Source organism: Muriicola marianensis, from assembly GCF_014638095.1.
Classification (GTDB): domain Bacteria; phylum Bacteroidota; class Bacteroidia; order Flavobacteriales; family Flavobacteriaceae; genus Muriicola; species Muriicola marianensis.
The window spans coordinates 1011044-1030888 of record NZ_BMFH01000001.1; the positions used below are offsets into that span (position 1 = coordinate 1011044).

Genomic DNA, 19845 nt, shown 5'->3' on the forward strand with positions numbered 1-19845 from the left:
CTTACTTTAGTGAGGTATTTACCTACTACCATTGAAAAAGTATACACACACAACGAGTTTAGGGGTATTCACAACAATCATTGAGGAATGTTGAATTATACGGATATTTTAGTAGGAAATTACGACAGAATGTTGCGTGGAACCCCTACAGTGACCTTTGACTACCTCGTAAAACAGTTGCCGACGGCAACTGCTTTTATTAATAAAAAATACGAAGTAGTCTATGTCTCTGACAGATGGATCAATGATTTTGACTTTACCCGGAAAGAGGTCATAGGACGTACTCTTAAAGATGTTTTTGGCGAGGTGACCCGCGAATGGGAAAAGGTTCTCAAGGATTGTCTCAAAGGGATTTCCCATGAAGTCAGCCTTCACCAGCATACAGATGAATTCGGTAACCACCGCTGGTTCGAATGGACCAATACCCCCTGGTATGATGAAAAGGAGAATATCATTGGTGTGATCCTGCAGACCGAAGATGTCACCTACCGCATACGCACGGAGATACAGGCCAAAAAACTCGAAAACCTCCTCGACAGCAAGTCGGAGATCACCAATATTGGCAGTTGGGAGTACGATGTGGAACGCAAACACCTGACGTGGTGTGAGATCACCAAGAAACTTCACGAGGTGGTCCCTACCTACGAACCCAATATAGACACGGCCATCAACTTTTACAAAGAAGGATACAGCAGGAATGCCATCGCCCTTGCCGTAGACAAGGCTATTCAGGATGGTGTCCCCTATGAAGTGAATTGCCAGATTATCACTGCCAAGGGTAATGAGATCACAGTGATCACTACGGGCAAACCCATCTTTAAAAAAGGAAAATTAATCGGGCTTATAGGCACCTTCCGTGATATCACCCCCAGCCTGGAGCACGAGAAGAAAGCCAAAAGACAGGAACGTCACTTTAAAAGCATCTTCAATTCTTCCTACCAGTTCACCGGGATATTGGATACGCAGGGCACCTTCCTCGAGATCAATGAAACCGCCCTCACATTCTCCGGTCTGAAGGAGGAAGATGTCATCGGAAAGAAATTCTGGGATGCCTATTGGTGGCCCATACCCGATTATGTTAAGGATGGACTGAAACAAGTGGTGAAGACAGCGGCCGAAGGTGAATTCATGAGGAGTGAGATCGTAGTGCTGGACAAGGATAAGAATCCGATCCCTGTAGATTTCAGCATCAAACCCATCTACGACGAGAATAAAAAGATCTTCTCCCTGCTGGCCGAAGGTAGGATGATTAAGGAAATGGTTGCGGCCAGACGTAAACTCAAGGAAAGCGAGCAAAAGTTCCGCGCGCTTTATGAGCTCTCCCCTATCAGCTATATTCTGAGCGATTTTGACACGGGGGAGATCCTCGACTTTAATACTTCCTTTGAGCAGACTACGGGTTATACCCGCAAATCCCTGGGCTCTCTCAAGGTGCAGGACATCCTCGTTACCGGATCCAAAACTCAGTTACTGAGGATCAGGAAGGAAATAGAATCCAACCAGGCATTCGGACCCGAAGAACAACAGTACATTAAAAAGGACGGTACCAAATTCCCCGTGCTGGTCAGCGGTTCTCTGGTAGGGAACAAAAAGGGCCGGAAATTACTTTGGTCCACTGCCCAGGATATATCGGAGAGCAAACAATCAGAAGCACGGTTGCGGGAAGAAAAGAAACTCCTCAGGACCCTGATCGACAACCTGCCCCTCAATGTCTTTATCAAGGACCTCGAATCCAACAAGGTCCTGGTCAACAAAGCCGAACTCGATTATGTAGGCCTGAAGGAGGAGGACGTTATCGGCAAAAACGATTATGACTTCTATGATGAGGAATCTGCCGAGATCTCGAGAAAAGAGGATTTGGAAGTGATGCGATCCAGGAAGCCCATGCTGAGGAAGGAAACTATCAGTGTGAAGAAGGATGGAAGCATGACCTCTTTCCTGACTTCCAAAATCCCGCTGATGGACGAGGAGAAGAAGGTAAAAGGCCTCATCGGGATCAGCCTGGATATCAGCGATCTCAAGCAGAAAGAGGAAGAGTTACACGACCTGATCAACGTCACCTCGGTACAGAATAAGAAACTGGTCAACTTCGCACATATCGTGTCCCACAATCTGAGATCGCACACGGCCAATTTTTCCATGCTGCTCGACTTCCTCGTAAGTGAGACGGATGTGGAAGAGAAAAACAGGATCATCAAGATGTTGATGGAAGCCTCGGACAACCTCCTGGAGACCCTGGAGAACCTCAACGAAGTTGTAGCGATCAGTACCAACATCAACCTCGATAAAAAGCCGGTCAACCTGTACGAAAAGATCCGTGCCGTGGAACAGAACCTCACGGCCTATCTCAAGAACAACAATGCCCTCATCATCAATGACGTGGATGAAGACCTTATGATTAAAGCCGTCCCTGCTTACGCCGAGAGCATTCTTATGAACTTTATCACCAATGCCATTAAATACAAGAACCCCATGCGCAAGCCGGTAGTCCGGCTGAGTGCGGAAAGGAAGGATGAGTATACTGTCCTGAGCATTAAGGACAACGGCCTGGGAATAGACCTGAAGGAACACGGGGAGAAACTTTTCGGGATGTACAAGACCTTCCACAAAAATCCGGAAGCGAGGGGTATCGGGCTGTATATCACCAAGAATCAGGTCGAAGCCATGAACGGGAAGATAACCGTTGAGAGTGCCGTGGGGAAAGGAACTACTTTTAAAATATTCTTCAATGAGCAAAATTAAAAGTGTATGCATCATTGATGACGATCCCATCACGGTCTTTGGGATCAAGAAAATGTTGAGCATGCTCGACCTGGCAGAAGATATCAAAACCTACGTCAACGGGAAGGAAGCCATAGATGACATCAGCAAGATGGTAGACAGCGGTGAGACCATCCCTCAGGTGATTTTCCTGGACATCAATATGCCCATCATGGACGGGTGGCAATTCCTTGAGAAATTCCTGGACCTGAATGTGGAAGGCAAGGTCAGGATCAACATCGTCACCTCTTCTATAGACGCCTACGACAGACAGCAATGGGAACGATTCAAAGGGCTGACCAGTCACCTGATCGACTTTAAGAACAAACCTATAAGAAAGAATGACATCCTGGAGATCACCAGGGTGGCCTAGTGGAAATTATCGATCTCGAAAAGGCTGCGGATATTCGTATAGGAATTTTCCAGTGCTTTTTTGATCTTTTTAGGCCCTTTCCATTTCACCTTCTCAATATTCTCGCTTTTTTGCCCCACGAGCTTCCCTTTGTAGGAGGTCTTCATAGCATACCAGTGCACTTCCTTAAGCCCGTAGCTGCCTTTCCTTTTGTAGACGTGATAGGTGGTTTTGAGGAAGTTCTCGATTTTCAGGCCCTTGACCCCTGTTTCTTCCGTTACTTCCCTGATCGCGCACTCCTCAATGGTCTCTCCCTTGTCCATCATGCCTTTGGGTAGATCCCATTTATCATTTCGGTAAATGAAAAGGACTTTACCTTCCTTGTTGGTGACCACCCCTCCTGCAGCCACTTCCAGGGGAATTTTCTTGGTGAATTTCTTCAGGATTTCCTCGTGGTTGGGATGGTAGATATAGGCAGCAGGCAGCTTCTTTTTAGCCAGTGCGTCTATTGCCGTATTGATCGCTGTGCCATTCAGGGGAAAGTATTCTCCGTTCACGGTCTCTGATAATTTGTTCGTCAATATCAGAGGAGCGTCATTAACAAAAACTTTATACATTTGTGCAATGATTTTGGATAAGCATACGGCCAGTAAAACGGCTGAACTCCTGTTGCAAATTAATGCAATTAAGTTGAGACCCGAAAATCCTTTCAAATGGGCCTCGGGCTGGAATTCGCCCATCTATTGTGACAACCGTATCCTCCTGTCATTTCCGGTAATTCGAAACTATATCAAGGAGGAGATGGCCAAACAGGTGGAGGAGCTCTATGGAAAACCCGATGTCATTGCGGGCGTAGCTACAGGCGCCATAGGAATAGGAGTGCTGGTCGCAGAATACCTGGGGCTTCCTTTTATCTATGTCAGGCCCGAAGCCAAGTCTCACGGAAGGCAGAATCAGATCGAAGGTTTGCTGGAACCGGACCAGACGGTCGTGGTAATCGAAGATCTCATCAGCACAGGGAAGAGCAGCCTGAATGCGGTGGATGCCCTCTTAAAGGGCGGTGCCAGGGTTAAGGGGATGGTGGCCATTTTTACCTATGGATTCGAAACAGCCCGACTTAATTTCGAGGAAAAAGAAGTAGAACTCCATACTCTGAGTGATTATCAAACCCTCGTGGAACTGGCCTCAGACACTCATTATATCAAAGAAGAACAACTCAACACCCTCATGGAGTGGAGAAAAGACCCCGCTCTGTGGAAACCCTGATCCCATGCATATAGAAACCCCTACAAAGATCATCGCAAAGAGCAAGGAAGAAGTTTACAATTTCCTCACCGACCTGCAGAATTTTGAGAAACTGATGCCGGAATCCATCGACAAATTCGAGATCCTTGATGAGGATACCTTTCTCTTCGCCCTGAGCGGCATGCCTCAGATCGTCCTCAAGAGGAAGGAGCAGATCCCACATGAAAAAGTGGTCCTGGGAGCGGCCAGCGATAAACTTCCGTTTACCCTCAGTGCCCTGATCGAGGAAAAGGATGCGGGGACAAGCGAAGTAACCCTGAGTTTTGAAGGAGAATTCAATGCCATGATGGCCATGATGATCAAAGGCCCCATTACCAATTTTATTGGCACCCTTTCAGAAAACCTGACCAGGATCTGATTTCATTCTACCTTTTTACAGCTTGAAGACAATCTCCTTCATCCCGAAAGAGCACTGACTTCCGTCTATTTCCAAAATAAGCTTCCCGGCTTGGGTTACGCCCCTTATCACGCCCTTCACCAAATTCCCATCGACCTTGAACTCTGCTTCCCTGTCCTTGAGGAAAAGATTAGAATCGTACATCTTTGGGACCTCCTCATCGGTGTCGGACAGCCGAACAAGTCCATCCCTGAGAGAATTCAAAACGACATCCAGTACTGAATCCAGATCGTATTCTGTCCCCGTTATCTGAGAAAAGGAGGCTGCATGAGGAAGACCACTAAACGAAGCCTGGTTGATATTGATCCCGATCCCGATCACTGCCTGGACTATAGAGTTACCTTTGATGGTATTTTCGATAAGGATGCCACAGATCTTTTTATGACCTGACATTATGTCGTTAGGCCATTTAATGGACAGATCAGGTATTCCGAACCTGCCAAAAGCATCGATCAATGCCAGGGATACCGCCTGGGATATCAGAAATCCACGGCTTGCTTCCAGGGCATCAAAATACTTCAATACACTAAAGGTCAGGTTCTTACCCGGTTCAGAAATCCATTGTGCCCCTGCCTGCCCCCTGCCCTTGAGTTGGGCATCCGTCACTAAAACGGTAAGGTCCTCCAGCTCAGTTTCGGCCAGCATCCTCTTTAAATGAAGATTGGTTGAATCCGTGGCACCGACTTTGATGATTATCATAGGAAATATCGTCCCTTTTGGCTCTACAATGTTATGTTAAATACTAGGGTCGAAAAAATAAAAAAATAATAACTTTGTATAAACTAAATCATTTGGATGCAGAAAGGAAAGGCTAGCGCAGATGAGTTAATCGCTTTAATATTACAAGGAATAGAAGAAGTTAAAGGGCTTGAAATCAATCTACTCGACCTCAGAGACATAGAAAATACCGTTTGCGACTACTTTGTCTTATGTAATGGCACCTCCAACACGCATGTCAATGCGATCGTAAATTCAATCCAAAAAACGGTTAGTAAAGGTATACAGGATAAACCCTGGCATGTGGAAGGTTCCGACAATGCCGAATGGGTGCTTTTGGATTACGTCAATGTCGTTGTACACGTGTTTCAGAAACAGGTACGCGAATTCTACGATATTGAGGGACTATGGGGCGACGCGAAGGTGACCATGGTAGAAAGCAGTTTTAATCAATAAAAAATGGCTAAGGAAAATAACAATAACACCCCTCAGAAAAAACCAAAGTTCAGTTCGTGGTGGATCTACGGACTGATCGCGGTTTTGCTGATCGGATTTAATTTTTTTGGAAGCGGAGGTATGGGAACCACCCGTAAAACCACCACTTCCGAATTGCAGCAATACCTCAGGGCTGGCGATATCGCCAAGATCCTGATCATTACCAATACAAATCAGGCCAAGGTGTTCCTGACGGAAGAAGCGCTGACAAAGGACGTTCACAAGGATGTCGCGAATAAACCCTTTTTCCCCACGACGGCTGAGATCCCCCAATACGTGCTGGATTACGGAGACCTTCAGATCTTCCAGAACGAAATCACCGAGATTAAAAAGGAAAATTCCCTGAACACCATTGTGGAGTTCGACAAGGAATCCAACATCTTTTTTGACCTGCTGATCACCATCCTTCCCTTTGTCCTTATCATAGGACTCTGGATCTACCTCATGAGGAGGATGTCCGGAGGAGGGGCCGGTGGAGCCGGTGGGCAGATCTTCAATATCGGTAAGTCCAAGGCAAAACTCTTTGACGAGAAAACAGATACGCGCACTTCCTTCAAGGATGTGGCAGGGCTGGAAGGTGCTAAAGAGGAGATTGAAGAGATCGTGGAATTCCTGAAAAATCCTGACAAATACACTTCCCTGGGAGGTAAGATCCCCAAAGGTGCTCTGTTGGTAGGTCCTCCCGGGACCGGAAAAACTCTCCTGGCCAAAGCGGTGGCAGGGGAAGCCAAGGTACCCTTCTTCTCCCTTTCCGGGTCTGACTTCGTCGAGATGTTCGTCGGTGTGGGAGCGTCCAGGGTAAGAGATCTTTTTAAACAGGCCAAGGATAAAGCTCCGGCTATCATCTTTATAGACGAGATAGACGCCATAGGACGGGCCAGGGGAAAGAACAACTTTACAGGTTCCAATGACGAACGGGAAAACACCCTGAACCAGTTACTCACTGAGATGGATGGTTTTGGGACGAACACCAATGTGATTGTACTCGCAGCCACAAACCGCGCAGATGTGCTCGACAAGGCCCTGATGCGTGCAGGAAGGTTCGATCGGCAGATCTACGTCGACCTGCCAGACATACGGGAGCGAAAAGAGATCTTTGAGGTCCACCTGAGACCCATCAAAACGGCTGAGACACTCGATCTGGACTTCCTCGCCCGTCAGACTCCCGGATTCTCCGGAGCAGATATCGCAAACGTCTGTAATGAAGCTGCTTTGATCGCTGCCAGGAAAGAGAAAAAGGCCGTGACCAAACAGGATTTCCTGGATGCAGTCGACCGTATTGTTGGCGGACTCGAGAAGAAAAATAAGATCATCACCAAAGAAGAGAAAAGAACGATCGCCTACCACGAGGCTGGCCACGCCACGGTAAGCTGGATGCTGGAACACGCGGCACCCCTCGTGAAAGTGACCATCGTTCCAAGGGGACAGTCCCTGGGTTCAGCGTGGTACCTGCCCGAGGAACGCCTGATTGTCCGACCCGAACAGATGAAGGATGAAATGTGTGCCACTCTGGGTGGACGTGCTGCCGAAAAGGTCATTTTTGACAAGATCTCAACCGGGGCCCTCAGCGATCTGGAGAAGGTAACTAAACAGGCTCGTGCCATGGTGACCATTTACGGCCTCAACGATACTATCGGAAATCTCACCTACTACGATTCATCCGGTCAGAGCGAATACGGTTTTACAAAACCCTACAGCGAGGAGACCGCCCAAAAGATCGATGAGGAGATCTCAAAACTCATTGAAGAACAGTACGCCAGGGCTGTGGATGTGTTGGAAAAGAACAAGGACAAGCTAACCGAACTGGCCGAACGACTGCTCGAGAAAGAAGTCATCTTCAAGGAAGATCTCGAAAAGATATTCGGAAAACGGCCTTTCGAAAAAAAGTTCGACAAAAAGGGACAGGAGATCTCCAGCAATGAAGAGAAGCCAGAGGACAAGGATAAACCGGTGAGTGAAAAGGAATCTTCTAAGGAAGGGAAATCCGCCGAGGTGAAGAAGGAGGAAGAACTGACCAAGGATAATAAATAATTCTCGCGTTACGTTCTAGAAATGAGTACATTCGATCAGATTTAAATCGACCTATGGGACTATTTTCCAGTTTATTTGGAGGAGGTAAAAAAAAGAAGGTTTCCAAGGAAACCGTCGAAACCCGTGGTGTCCATATGCCTGATCTCAATCTTCCCGTAGACGAAAAATTCACCATTCATTTCAAAAAGAACGGCGGCAAATTCCTTTACTGTGATTCTTTCGAGGAGGTATCAGAAGCCATGAAGAACATCGTAGAGGAAAATCACTGGGAAGAAACGCCCTTTTTTGTGATGGACCCGAGGCTGGAAGAAAAGTTCTCAAAAGAAAAGATCACCTTTACCAATAAGGCCAGTGCAAGCGAGGTTTTCTTCACCACCTGTGAGCACCTCATCGCCCAGAACGGATCTATTCTGGTGTGTTCCAATCAGCTGAAGGAAAAAAAGCTGAGCGAACTCCCCGAAAATGTCATTGTCTTCGCCACCACAAGTCAGCTCGTTGAAAGCATTGGCGAAGGTTTAAAAGCCATCAAAAAAAAATACAGGCAGGGCATTCCTGCAAATATCACCACCATCAAGCACTTTCAGGCCACCAATGAAAATGCCGATGATTTTCTAACCTACGGAAGCAGTTCCAAGCACTTGTACCTCTTACTTCTGGAAGATTTATAGGATGAAGGAACTTCTCAGGCGTTTACTTACGGGGGTGGTTTATGTAATTCTGCTGCTCTCGGCCGTCTTCCTGAGTTCCGATGCCTTTGATTTCCTTTTTATGGTCTTCGGTCTGGCATGCCTTTACGAGTACAAAAAACTGGTCAGATTAAGAGGGTACTACATTTTTGCAGCTTATCTGGGATTGTGGTGGCTCTTCATCTATATCATCAGGGACGCGGTGCTGATCAACATCCTGATGTTCCTTTCCATAACCGTGAACATCGTCCTGATCTATTTCCTCTTCTCCCAAAAAAAATTCTACCGGGTCTATGAAAAATTTGTGATCGGACTCTTTTATATTGGAGGAGGTTGTATTTTTCTGACCATGATCCCGTATAAGGATGACGCTTTTGCCAAAATGCTGATCATGGGGATCTTTATCCTGATTTGGGTAAACGACTCATTCGCCTACCTGGTGGGTAAATCCATAGGACGCACCAAACTCTTTCCGTCGGTATCTCCCAAAAAGACTATAGAGGGCACCGTGGGTGGATTTATCTTCACTTTGATCGCCGCCTATGTGCTGTCACAGTACGAACCCATCATAAAGCCTGTTGAATGGATAATCCTCGCCTCCGTGATCGTGATCACGGGAAGCCTGGGAGATCTCGTGGAATCCAAACTCAAGAGACTGGCCCAGGTCAAAGACAGCGGTGCCATTTTACCGGGTCACGGAGGGATGCTGGATCGACTGGATAGTCTTATATTTGCAGCACCATTCGCCTATTTGGTACTAAATATTTTTACCTATGTTTCATAGAGAGGGGCAAAAAATCATCCTCCTGACTTTTTTCCTGGTCGTGGTCGCCGTGGTGCTGGCCGACTTTTATGTACTGACAGACTGGATAAGGATCACCGTTCAGATTCTCTCTATACTCATCCTGGTGTCCATCCTTCAATTCTTCAGGAATCCCAAGAGGATTTCCAATAAGAATTTCAATGAGATCCACGCCCCGGTAGATGGAAAAGTGGTGGTGATAGAACGGGTAATGGAAACGGAATATTTTAAGGAGGAAAGGCTGCAAATTTCCATCTTTATGTCTCCGGTAAACGTCCACGTGACGCGCTACCCTGCCAGCGGGGTAATTAAATATTCAAAATACCATCCGGGTAAGTACCTGGTGGCCTGGCACCCGAAGTCGAGTGAGGAGAACGAACGTACAACCGTGGTGATTCGCACCCCCAAATTTGGTGATATCCTCTACCGCCAGATCGCGGGCGCTATGGCAAGGCGTATCGTAAATTACGCTGAAGAAGGCGAAAGCGTACAGCAGGGAGAAGAGAGTGGTTTTATTAAATTCGGTTCCAGAGTGGATGTATTCCTGCCATTAAATGCGCTGGTAGCCGTGAAACTCAACCAGAAAGTGAAAGGAGCCATCACCTGCCTGGCCTCATTAAACACTTATGATGAAGAAGGATGACCTGAAAACAGAATTTCAGAAGGCTGTTTCCTTCATCAGCAATTACACGGACCCCCTGGCTCCGGATCTGTTGCTGAAACTCTATGCCTATTACAAGATCGCCAACCAGAATTTTGACAATCCCGGCAGCAAGACTCCCCTGATCAATGCCTTTAAAGCCAATGCTCTTATCCAGGCCCGGAACCTTCAACCGGAGGAGGCTATGGAAAAATATATCATTCTGGTAAAAAAGGAATTCGGAATCAACTCCTTCTGAGTTCAGGTGTACATATCATCGATATCCGCCTTGCACAACTCATAAAACAGATTTCCCATCTCAGCACTTACATCCCTGAAAAGCCTTTCTCCCTTTTCTTTACTCGCTTTGGAAGGATCGCCCACTCCCGTGTCTTCGGAAATCTGTGACCACCTCCTCTCAGCCCAGGCCCATCCCTCTGAGAACGCTTTGATCCTGAACTTTTTAGCAGCACCCTTTCCCCAGAACTTCTTTTCAAGGACCAGATCCGGCCTGAAATAAAGCATGAGGCTGGTCTCCCTTTCATCTGCATGGTCTCCTTTCTCTTCTATATACTCAGGATCACCGATCACCTTGAACCAATGGGAAACACAGAGAAACATCTCGGGAAATTCAAGGCCCAATTCCCTGACAAGGGCTTTAAAATTATTGCCTCCATGGCTGTTGAAGATCAGCAGTTTGCGAACCCCCTGCCGTTTCAAAACGGTGATCACGTCTCTCAGGATCGCCATCTGGGTAGTAGGATTCAGGTTGATGTCCAGGTAGATATCAGCCTGTCCGGTATTCACCCCAAAGGGGATCACAGGCAGAACAATAGGCCTGGCTCCACGATCCCAGGCAAGCCTGGCCGCTTCTGCCGCCATCAATTCCGCCTCGAAAATATCAGTGCCATAGGGTAAATGGTAATTATGGGCTTCGGTTGCCCCCCAGGGCAACACAGCCAGTTCAAAATCGGCGTCCTTTAAAGAATGCCAGTTCGTCTCCGCCAGGATATAGGGTCTTATCGCCATAGGCTTTACATCGCGATTTGTCGTTTCGTTTCACTTCGCTCCACAAAAGTAAAATAGAAGCCTGCCAAAGCAGTGATACCGAAATAGAAGCCCACCACCGTGCTCCCGTAGGCCCAGTAGGTATCAATTCCGAACCAATCACCAGTGATCCCTATCAGGGCCATTCCGGCGATACTCCTGAACAATTCTACAAGAAAAGCGAACCTCTGTCGGTCCATCAGACTGGTATACCCAAAAATCCCCAGGAAAACAAAAGCTCCGAAAAGCAACAACCCATCGAACCCTATCTCTGAATAATTGTAGAACATAAAAAGGGTCAGGGCAAGGGTACTGAGCATCTGGAAGACAGCGTAACCCTTGAACCAGGGTGAGGCCGGTGTTTCGTAACGTTTGAACGCATAGACATCCTTTATGGTCTCTACAGGGTACCGTTCCCGGACATCGGCCGGCCTCCATCCTGTCGGCATAAACCAGATACGCAATTTATCCTTCAGGCTTCGTGTGTGCCATGCGTCGAGGATCAGCCTCCACAGATGTTGAAAATTGATCAGGATCGGGTTCCACGTATGGGCGGGCTTCAAGACCCCGTATTGGGGTGGTACCTCCTCCAATTCTTCCTGGAACGTGCCAAACCAGCGATCCCAGACACAGAGTACCTGACCGAGATTCTTGTCTATATACTCAGGATTGATGGCATGATGGACCCGGTGTTGAGAAGGGGTTACTATGATATACTCCAGCCATCCCATCTTGCCGATATGCCGGGTGTGATACCAGAACTGGGCGAAGAGGTGAACAGGAGCGATCACTGCTATCACTTCAGCAGGTACGCCGAGGAGAGCGGCCGGAATCAGGAAGAGGGGGAAATAACCGAGCAAATTCGAGATGGATTGTCTGAGCGCACAGGCCAGGTTGAATTCCTCACTGCTGTGGTGGATGACATGCTGGTTCCAGAAAAAATTGACATGGTGACTCAGCCGATGGTTCCAGTAGCCTGCAAAGTCAATAGCCAGGAAGGCTGTCAGCCACACCCCCCAGGTCGCTTTGATCTCGGCAATGGACAGGTTTTCAAGCAGGAACGGATAGCTCACAAGGATCACTCCCAGGCCTAATGAATCCTTAACGATATTGGTAAGGCCTGAACTGATGCTGCTCACCGTATCCATAACCTTGTGCTGTTGGTCCTTGACGAAATGCCCGTACAGGATCTCGATCAGCAGAAGGAGAATGAAGAAAGGAATAGCGTACAGGAGCGCTTTGGCATAGGTTTCCATAGTACTGGCAACAACTGTGATCCGGCCTTAAAGATACTCTATTTCAACGAAATGCTCGTGGGTTTGGGTCAGGTATCCGACTGCCTGATCCGGAGGATAAATCCCTGGCCGTGGACGTTTTCAATGCGGATATCCTCATCTTTCTCCAGGTATTTCCGGAGATGGGTAATGAATACATTGAGGCTTTTCTGTTTAAAATAGTCGTGGCTGCCCCACAGAGCCATGAGTATATCCCGGTGTGCTGCCAGCCTGTTGATGCGGGAAGAAAGAAAGGTGAGCAATTCGTTCTCCCTCGAGGTGAGATGGATGACCTCTTCGTCAAAATGGAGTTCCTGGTTGAGGGGATTAAAGGTGTATTTGCCCAGTCTTCGGACCTCATTGGATATTTCCTCCTGGTCCGGTTCCCCTCCCTTAATGTGTGACAACAGGGCCTCGATCCTGACCACCAGCTCTTCTTCGTCTATGGGCTTTTTGAGATAATCTACAGCGCCCAGGGAAAAACCCTTAAGAACATCTACCTTGAGCGATTTGGCCGTGAGGAAGATAAAGGGGAGGTCGGGGTACTGGCTTTTGATGTTCCGCGCCAGGGAGAACCCGTCCATCTCAGGCATCATGATATCCAGAATCGCAAGATCGTAGACATCCTCGTTCAGTTTTGCAAGAGCCTTCTTCCCGTCTGATGCCCAGAAGACATAAAATCCCTTTAACTGCAAGTACTCAGTCAAAAGATATCCCAGGGAGGTATCATCCTCAACAAGCAGAATCCGTGGTAATTTATCAGCCATGGGTCAGCGGAATTTGGATTGAGACAAGGGTACCTTCCCCCAGTTTGCTCTGCAGATTGATCTTTCCTTTCATGGCATCTATGACTTTTTTGACATAACTAAGTCCAAGGCCGTAACCCTTTACCTTGTGAATATCCCCTTCCCCCACCCGAAAGTATTTCTTAAAGATGCGTTTTTGATCTTCGGGACTTATGCCCCGGCCATTGTCCTGTATCCTGATGACAAGATAGCCATTTTCACGGGTAGCCCGAAGGCTGATCACCGGATCATCCGAATATTTTTTGGCATTGTCCAGCAGGTTGTTGATAGCATTCTCTAGGTGAAAGACCTCCGTCCTGATCACGTAGGCTCCTTCCTCTAATTCATAGGTAAAATCGACGTCTTCCAGAGATACCAGGGTGCTGAAATCCTGACAGAGTTGTTTCAGTGCAGGGCGAAAATCGGTATCTGATAGGTTGAAGATGTCCTTTCCGGATTCCATCCGTGCCAGATCAAGTACACGGTCAATGTGTCCTGAGAGTCGATCTGTCTGTTGCCTGATGATCTCCAGGACGGGTTTCTGATCCTCGGTAGCCTTTTGACTCAGGAGTTTGCTGGCAAGGCCGATAGAGAATACAGGTGTTTTCAGTTCGTGTGTGAGGTTGTTGATAAATTCATTGGTATGGGTGATCAGGTTCCTCTGCCAGTAATAGGTTCTCAGGATCCAGATGATCACCGCCACGATACCGAGCAGGAAGAGGAGGCTCGGCAGGATAAGCCCGTTGAGTTGAAAAAGGAAATACGAGCGCAGATCCCTGAACTTCAATTCAAGGATCAGTCGCTCCCCCAGCAAATCAGGAAGATATCCCTGTAGAAGGATTGGGTATTTCACCTCCCTTGCCCGGTCGGAAAAGGTTCTTGTCGACTTGAGGTAATAGGAGGTGTCCTTGGAGAATAATTCATAACTGAATTCGGCTTCAATCCCGTTCCTCACCAGGCGTTCGGTCAGAAAATCATTTAGAAAGAATCTGGAGGCATCCTGTACGCTGTCTATGCTGAGTGTGAAATAGGTAGAGTCTCGCTGTAAAGCTTTCCCTAGGAGGAAGGTCATCTGATCCCGGTTGGTAAGGTCATCCCGTATCTCGTCTCCTGCCGCCACAAGGTTTTTGCTGAACTGTACCCGCGCCAGGCTCAGACCGATCTCCAGGTACCTGTACTGTACGATGGAGAGGCCGATTACGGAAATTAAAAAAACCCCTATGTAAATGTTCCTCTTATTCAAACTTCCATTAATGAGTTAAAAATATCATTTTACCATGACTACTTTGCCAGTGCTTAAGGCGATTAACCTTTCGTTAATCTTTCTTACCGAACCCTTAATCCCATCAAGGGCTTAAACCTACTACTTTAGCATAAAGGTAAAGAGTTAATACCTTCCATAGTTTAGTTAGTTAAAATTCAAGTTTCTATAAAAAGCTAACCTCCCCGGTTAGCTTTTTTTGTAAGTCACTTATTAGTTAAATAAGTCCTAATCCGGAATTCATGAATAAAATCGGTCTAAAAAAGAGGGTAAAAGGTCGCTTCTCCTTCCTTTCATGTTCACTGGGGATTGTATACCTGTGGTTCGGGGCTCTGAAGTTCTTCCCAGGTGTAAGTCCGGCCGAAGAGCTGGCATCTGAAACCATCGCCCTGTTAACCTTCGATCTGCTGGATACCCGACTGTCGCTCGTACTTCTGGCTATATGGGAATGTGCCCTGGGGTTGTTCCTGCTGTTCAATGTATTGCGCAGGATTACTGTCCCTTTTGCCATGTTTCACATCCTACTGACCTTCTCACCCCTGATTTTACTGCCAGCTGAGGTATTTACGGCAGGCCCGTTAATACTAACCCTGACAGGACAGTATATAATAAAGAATTTCATCATTGTGGCCGTCCTTTTCACCCTGTGGGATACCCGCAAGGTTAATCCCGTAACCACTAGTTGAAGGGGCCCACCATAATGTGAGCCCGGTGCGTGCCGGGATCCATCAACCAGGGCATTCCCGGAGCATGTGGCTTATCAGGAAGCCCTGTGGATTCCGTAGTCGCAAAAGGGGTGTAGATCACGTATCTGAATTTCCCATTTTCAAGTTGCCCGGTCGTCGGGTCATAATCCTCATCCTTCCCAAAATACACATAAAGCATACTGGGTTCCTTAGGCATGGCTAGTTTACCGGAGGCGATCTCCTGCCCCCGTATAGCCGTTCGCTCCTCCTGGGATTTTCCCTCGGCATTGAGTTCCCTGCCGCGGGCCATGAAAGGTTCGAGTCTTTTGCTATAGCAACTTACGCTGATTCCCTCCCTGTTCGGATTGTCGGCTATACAGACCATATTGTTGGTCCCTTCCCTGAGAAGGATGAACTCCCCACCGGCATTGTATCCGTAAACCATGGCACCCGCCCGCTCTTCTTGCGGCAGGGGAAGGGTAGCTGTGATGATCTGGATCTCTACTGGTAAGATCTCCGGCGCTTTTTCTTGGGCAGGAGAAATAAGAGGAAACAAAAGCAGGAAAAGGAAGAGAGTTCTCATGGCCGTATATCTTTCCCTAAAGATAAGAAACTACCTGATATACAGGGAATTCAATCAGCCCTGAATTAAGTGCTTAATTGCAAGTGAGAGCGTATTCATCTTCCGGATCCTTTGTCCACTGAGAAGGGATATCGTTTAGGATCTCCTCGTTCACTTTTATACAGGTAAGGGGATTGTTCTCCACAGCGAACGTATTGAGCTGCAGACTGTTCGGGATAGCAGAAAGGTCGATGGCTCCCAGGGTATTGTCCTTGATGTCGATCAATTGCAGGGCCGGACTGTCTGATATATCGAGTTGGGTCAGGTTATTACCCGGAACCGACAACTTTTCGAGGACGGACAGGTTGCTGATATTGATACTGGTAAGCGCATTATTCTCCACATAGACAAATTTCAGGGCAGTGTTGGAGGATAGGTTCAGGGTGCTGATCTGGTTGTCATTTACCCAAAGGTTATCCAGCATGGCGAAGTCTGCAATGCCATCCAAGCTGGTAATGCCCTTGTCATTCATGACCAGGGAGGTAACAATTTCGACATTCTCGGTGAGAACGGACCCATCAACGACATCATCAATCCCCAGCTCCACAAGTACCTGTTCAAAAGCCGCGTCGGCAATACTCGTCCTGGATTTTACGATGATATTAGGCTCGCCGGACCCGGAATCCCCGTCATTCGAACATGAGATTATAGCAAAACTTAGAAAAAATAGAAGTAAACAAAGGAGCTTTTTCATAACAGCATTTTCGGTAAATATATCACAACCGATTGAAAATGTGCACCTTATTTGGATTTTCTTAGGAAAACAGCTCAGGAAGCCGAAAGGCTGGCCAGGCTTTTCTCAAGGGTCTCAATCTTCTCCCTGGCATCGGAAGCTTTTTTCCTTTCGAGGGCGACCACTGCTTCCGGTGCATTGTTCACAAAGCGCTCGTTAGACAGCTTCTTTTCCACTGATTTTAAAAATCCACGGGTGTAAGTCAGTTCTTCTTGGATTTTCTGAACCTCAGCCTCCAAGTCTACCGCACCGGTCACGGGGATAAAGAATTCATTGCTTTTCACCCTGAAGGAAAGAGCGCCGTCCGGGGCTGACTCCACAGAGGTGATTTTTTTGATATTGCCCAGCTTTTCTATGACCGAATCCCATTTGGCCGAAACCTCCTGAACCCTTATCTGCTGCAGTTCCAGGGCCTCTTTCTGGGGAATGTTCTTTTCCTTTCGGATCGTGCGAATCCCCGATATTACCTCGGTAGTAAAGGAAAATTCTTCCAGGATCTCCTTGTCGACAGCCATAGACTCCGGCCAGGAGGCAATAACCAGAGCTTCCTCAGGAGAGCGCTCGCTCATACACTGCCAGACTTCCTCGGTCAGGAAGGGCATGAAGGGGTGTAATAATTTCAGGTTCTCCTCGAAGAAACCGATGACAGATGCATAGGTTTTCTCGTCTATAGGTTGCTGGTAGGCCGGTTTGACGATCTCCAGAAACCAGGAACAAAAATCATCCCAGATCAGTTTGTAAATGGCCATCAGGGCATCTGAGATGCGGTATTTGGAAAAATGGTCGTTGACTTCCTCAAGGGTTGAGCTCAATTTATTTCCATACCACTGAATTCCTACAGCTGCAGCCTCAGGCTGTGGCAGCTCCTTCACTTCCCATCCCTTGACCAGTCGGAAGGCATTCCAGATCTTATTCGCAAAATTCTTTCCCTGCTGGCAAAGCGACTCGTCAAAGAGGAGGTCGTTTCCTGCCGGGGCACTGAGCAGAAGACCCACACGGACGCCGTCGGCTCCGTAGTTCTCGATGAGTTTAAGGGCGTCAGGAGAATTCCCCAGTTGCTTCGACATCTTTCTCCTTTCCTTGTCCCGCACCAGACCAGTGAAATATACATTCTCAAAGGGTCTCGCATCCCTGAATTCATAGCCCGCCACGATCATACGAGCCACCCAGAAGAAAATGATATCCGGCGCCGTCACCAGGTCGTTGGTAGGGTAATAGTACTTCACCTCTTCATTATCGGGATCCAGGATCCCCCCGAACACACTTATCGGCCATAACCAGGAAGAAAACCAGGTATCGAGGACATCCTCGTCCTGCTTCAGGTCTTCAGGCTTCAGGGCAGGATTGCCGCTTTTCAGTCTGGCCTCCTTCAGCGCCTCTTCCGGTGACTCAGCCACCACAACCTCCCTGTATCCTTCCCCAAAATAGTAGGCAGGGATCTGCTGTCCCCACCACAGTTGACGGGAGATATTCCAGTCGCGGATATTCTCCATCCAGACCTTGTATATATTTTCAAACTTTTTCGGAAAGAATCGCACTTCCCCGGTATCGACCACGGCTTTTAACGCCGGTTTCACCAGTTCCTCCATGCTGAGAAACCACTGGTCCAGCAGACGGGGTTCAATGATAGCCTTGGTTCGCTCAGAAGTGCCCACCTTGTTATTATAGGTCTCCACCTTTTCCAGAGCACCGATCTCCTTGAGTTCTTTTACGATCTCCTTCCGGACCTCAAACCGGTCCTTGCCTTTGTAATGGAGCCCGTAGTCATTGAGAGTGGCATCTTCGTTAAAGATATCTATGGTCTCAAGCCCGTGTTTTTCGCCCAGCTTCCAGTCGTTCTCATCATGGGCCGGGGTTACTTTCAGACAGCCGGTACCGAACTCTATGTCGACATACTCATCTTCAATGATCGGGATCACTCTGTTGCATACCGGAACTACAGCCTTCTTACCCCTGAGATGGTCGAAACGCTCGTCCTCCGGATGGATACAGATTGCCGTATCCCCAAGAATGGTCTCCGGCCGGGTAGTAGCAATAGTCAGCGTTTCAGAACTTCCTTCCACGGCGTATTTCAGATAGAACAGTTGTCCCTGTTTCTCCTCGTAGATCACTTCCTCATCCGAAAGAGTGGTCTTGGCTTCAGGGTCCCAGTTCACCATCCGGTATCCCTTGTAGATCAACCCTTTCTTGTACAGATCTACAAAAACGCGGATCACGGAGGCCGACATGTCTTCATCCATAGTGAACTTGGTCCTGTCCCAATCGCAGGAGCAACCGAGTTTCTTGAGTTGTTCCAGGATTACTCCCCCGTAGTTGTGCGTCCACTCCCAGGCGTGTTCCAGAAACTCCTCCCTGGTGAGATCGGCTTTGCGGATCCCTTCCTCCCTTAATTTGGCGACGACCTTGGCCTCGGTGGCAATGGAGGCGTGGTCCATCCCCGGAACCCAGCAGGCATTGCGGCCCTGGAGTCGGGCCTTTCTGATGAGTACATCCTGTAAGGTATTGTTGAGCATATGCCCCATATGAAGTACCCCGGTCACGTTGGGCGGGGGGATCACGATGGTAAATGGCTCCCTGTTATCGGGTACTGAATGGAAGTATTTATGCTCCAACCAGTAAGCATACCACTTGTCTTCTATGGCAACAGGATCGTATTTTGAAGGGATATTCATCTTTGGTATGATTCTTGACAAATATGGGGTGAAATGGCGGAATTATAAGGGTTTTACGGATATTGACCTTAATTCGATTAAAATCCGTCAATGAAATACGAAACAAAAATAAGTAACGTTAGTAGATAACAAAAGAATTTTGGATGTAACTGCAAATATGCTACATTTGAGATTCACTCTAAAAGTTAAGTGATGAAAAAACTAGTTTTATTATTGTTTGTTGGCCTCATGGCCTTAAGCGTACACGCTCAGGAAAAGACGGCCAAAATACAGTTCAAAACTGAGACTGTGGATTACGGAGTGATCCAGAAAGGTAGTGACGGGATTCGTGTATTTGAGTTTACCAATACGGGAGATGCTCCATTGATCATCTCCAAGGTGAGTTCAAGCTGTGGATGTACTATCCCCAAAAAACCTGAAGAGCCTATCATGCCAGGCAGCACAGGTGAAATTCAGGTAAAATATGACACCAACAGGGTTGGCCCTATCAGGAAGGCCATTACCGTCATCTCGAATGCAGACACCCCGACCAAGGTGCTGAAAATCAAAGGCGAGGTTAAGCCTATTGACGGGAAATAAT

21 protein-coding genes are annotated in these 19845 nt (G+C 47.6%); 12 read left to right on the forward strand and 9 right to left on the reverse strand.

Annotated elements, in window-relative coordinates; translation table 11 throughout:
* The first annotated feature begins 87 nt into the window (after nucleotides 1–87).
* Both IEV19_RS04635 and IEV19_RS04640 read left to right on the forward strand, forming a co-directional pair.
* Nucleotides 88–2742, forward strand: coding sequence for a PAS domain S-box protein (locus IEV19_RS04635; RefSeq protein WP_229732482.1), 2655 nt, complete (start codon nucleotides 88–90; stop codon nucleotides 2740–2742).
* Nucleotides 2729–3133, forward strand: coding sequence for a response regulator (locus IEV19_RS04640; protein WP_188369505.1), 405 nt, complete (start codon nucleotides 2729–2731; stop codon nucleotides 3131–3133). Before IEV19_RS04635 ends, IEV19_RS04640 begins: the two co-directional genes overlap by 14 nt.
* On the opposite strand, the gene IEV19_RS04645 is transcribed toward IEV19_RS04640, so the two are convergent.
* On the reverse strand, nucleotides 3130–3729 hold the full coding sequence (locus IEV19_RS04645; protein ID WP_188369506.1) for an NUDIX hydrolase: 600 nt from the start codon (nucleotides 3727–3729) through the stop codon (nucleotides 3130–3132). The genes IEV19_RS04640 and IEV19_RS04645 overlap by 4 nt on opposite strands.
* A 7-nt stretch (nucleotides 3730–3736) precedes the next feature.
* Here IEV19_RS04645 and pyrE point away from each other — a divergent pair, with 7 nt between their 5' ends.
* Nucleotides 3737–4378 (forward strand): orotate phosphoribosyltransferase, encoded by a 642-nt coding sequence (pyrE, locus tag IEV19_RS04650; RefSeq protein ID WP_188369507.1) that lies wholly within the window; start codon nucleotides 3737–3739, stop codon nucleotides 4376–4378.
* A 4-nt stretch (nucleotides 4379–4382) separates the two neighbouring features.
* Nucleotides 4383–4775 (forward strand): SRPBCC family protein, encoded by a 393-nt coding sequence (locus IEV19_RS04655; protein WP_188369508.1) that lies wholly within the window; start codon nucleotides 4383–4385, stop codon nucleotides 4773–4775.
* A 15-nt stretch (nucleotides 4776–4790) separates the two neighbouring features.
* On the opposite strand, the gene IEV19_RS04660 is transcribed toward IEV19_RS04655, so the two are convergent.
* Nucleotides 4791–5513 (reverse strand): biotin--[acetyl-CoA-carboxylase] ligase, encoded by a 723-nt coding sequence (locus IEV19_RS04660; protein WP_188369509.1) that lies wholly within the window; start codon nucleotides 5511–5513, stop codon nucleotides 4791–4793.
* A 96-nt stretch (nucleotides 5514–5609) separates the two neighbouring features.
* Between IEV19_RS04660 and rsfS the strand changes: the two genes are divergently transcribed.
* From rsfS to IEV19_RS04690, 6 genes are read left to right on the forward strand one after another with little or no spacing between them, the layout of a single operon-like run.
* Nucleotides 5610–5987 carry a ribosome silencing factor gene (rsfS, locus tag IEV19_RS04665; RefSeq protein ID WP_188369510.1) on the forward strand — a complete coding sequence of 126 codons (378 nt, stop codon included), beginning with the start codon at nucleotides 5610–5612 and terminating at the stop codon, nucleotides 5985–5987.
* 3 nt (nucleotides 5988–5990) lie between these two features.
* Nucleotides 5991–8057, forward strand: a complete 2067-nt coding sequence (ftsH, locus tag IEV19_RS04670) for an ATP-dependent zinc metalloprotease FtsH (RefSeq protein WP_188369511.1) — start codon at nucleotides 5991–5993, stop codon at nucleotides 8055–8057.
* 53 nt (nucleotides 8058–8110) lie between these two features.
* Nucleotides 8111–8725 carry an LUD domain-containing protein gene (locus tag IEV19_RS04675; protein WP_188369512.1) on the forward strand — a complete coding sequence of 205 codons (615 nt, stop codon included), beginning with the start codon at nucleotides 8111–8113 and terminating at the stop codon, nucleotides 8723–8725.
* A 1-nt stretch (nucleotide 8726) separates the two neighbouring features.
* Entirely contained in the window at nucleotides 8727–9527 is an 801-nt protein-coding gene (locus IEV19_RS04680; RefSeq protein ID WP_188369513.1) for a phosphatidate cytidylyltransferase, read from the forward strand.
* Nucleotides 9517–10188: a phosphatidylserine decarboxylase family protein gene (locus IEV19_RS04685; RefSeq protein WP_188369514.1), complete on the forward strand. Its 672-nt coding sequence runs from the start codon at nucleotides 9517–9519 to the stop codon at nucleotides 10186–10188. The genes IEV19_RS04680 and IEV19_RS04685 overlap by 11 nt, the downstream gene beginning before the upstream one ends.
* A complete protein-coding gene (locus IEV19_RS04690) occupies nucleotides 10175–10444 on the forward strand; it encodes an acyl-CoA-binding protein (protein WP_188370734.1) in 270 nt (89 codons plus the stop codon). Before IEV19_RS04685 ends, IEV19_RS04690 begins: the two co-directional genes overlap by 14 nt.
* 2 nt (nucleotides 10445–10446) lie before the next feature.
* Here the strand turns inward: IEV19_RS04690 and IEV19_RS04695 are convergent, their stop codons facing one another.
* The 4 genes from IEV19_RS04695 to IEV19_RS04710 all read right to left on the reverse strand — a co-directional run bounded on the left by IEV19_RS04695 (nucleotide 10447) and on the right by IEV19_RS04710 (nucleotide 14534).
* Nucleotides 10447–11214 carry a creatininase family protein gene (locus tag IEV19_RS04695; protein WP_188369515.1) on the reverse strand — a complete coding sequence of 256 codons (768 nt, stop codon included), beginning with the start codon at nucleotides 11212–11214 and terminating at the stop codon, nucleotides 10447–10449.
* Between the two features lie 5 nt (nucleotides 11215–11219).
* Nucleotides 11220–12488, reverse strand: coding sequence for a sterol desaturase family protein (locus IEV19_RS04700; protein WP_188369516.1), 1269 nt, complete (start codon nucleotides 12486–12488; stop codon nucleotides 11220–11222).
* Between the two features lie 68 nt (nucleotides 12489–12556).
* Complete coding sequence (locus IEV19_RS04705) at nucleotides 12557–13273, reverse strand: response regulator transcription factor (RefSeq protein WP_188369517.1); 717 nt, start codon at nucleotides 13271–13273, stop codon at nucleotides 12557–12559.
* A complete protein-coding gene (locus IEV19_RS04710; RefSeq protein ID WP_188369518.1) occupies nucleotides 13266–14534 on the reverse strand; it encodes a sensor histidine kinase in 1269 nt (422 codons plus the stop codon). Before IEV19_RS04710 ends, IEV19_RS04705 begins: the two co-directional genes overlap by 8 nt.
* A gap of 260 nt (nucleotides 14535–14794) precedes the next feature.
* On the opposite strand from IEV19_RS04710, the gene IEV19_RS04715 reads away from it, so the two are divergent.
* Nucleotides 14795–15238 (forward strand): doxx family protein, encoded by a 444-nt coding sequence (locus tag IEV19_RS04715; RefSeq protein WP_188369519.1) that lies wholly within the window; start codon nucleotides 14795–14797, stop codon nucleotides 15236–15238.
* Here the strand turns inward: IEV19_RS04715 and IEV19_RS04720 are convergent.
* The 3 genes from IEV19_RS04720 to IEV19_RS04730 form a co-directional block, all read right to left on the reverse strand.
* Entirely contained in the window at nucleotides 15231–15821 is a 591-nt protein-coding gene (locus IEV19_RS04720; RefSeq protein ID WP_188369520.1) for a hypothetical protein, read from the reverse strand. The genes IEV19_RS04715 and IEV19_RS04720 overlap by 8 nt on opposite strands.
* A gap of 73 nt (nucleotides 15822–15894) precedes the next feature.
* Complete coding sequence (locus IEV19_RS04725) at nucleotides 15895–16554, reverse strand: leucine-rich repeat domain-containing protein (protein WP_188369521.1); 660 nt, start codon at nucleotides 16552–16554, stop codon at nucleotides 15895–15897.
* A 74-nt stretch (nucleotides 16555–16628) separates the two neighbouring features.
* On the reverse strand, nucleotides 16629–19265 hold the full coding sequence (locus IEV19_RS04730; protein WP_188369522.1) for a valine--tRNA ligase: 2637 nt from the start codon (nucleotides 19263–19265) through the stop codon (nucleotides 16629–16631).
* A 192-nt stretch (nucleotides 19266–19457) separates the two neighbouring features.
* On the opposite strand from IEV19_RS04730, the gene IEV19_RS04735 reads away from it, so the two are divergent.
* Nucleotides 19458–19844, forward strand: a complete 387-nt coding sequence (locus IEV19_RS04735) for a DUF1573 domain-containing protein (RefSeq protein ID WP_188369523.1) — start codon at nucleotides 19458–19460, stop codon at nucleotides 19842–19844.
* Nucleotide 19845: the final 1 nt, after the last annotated feature.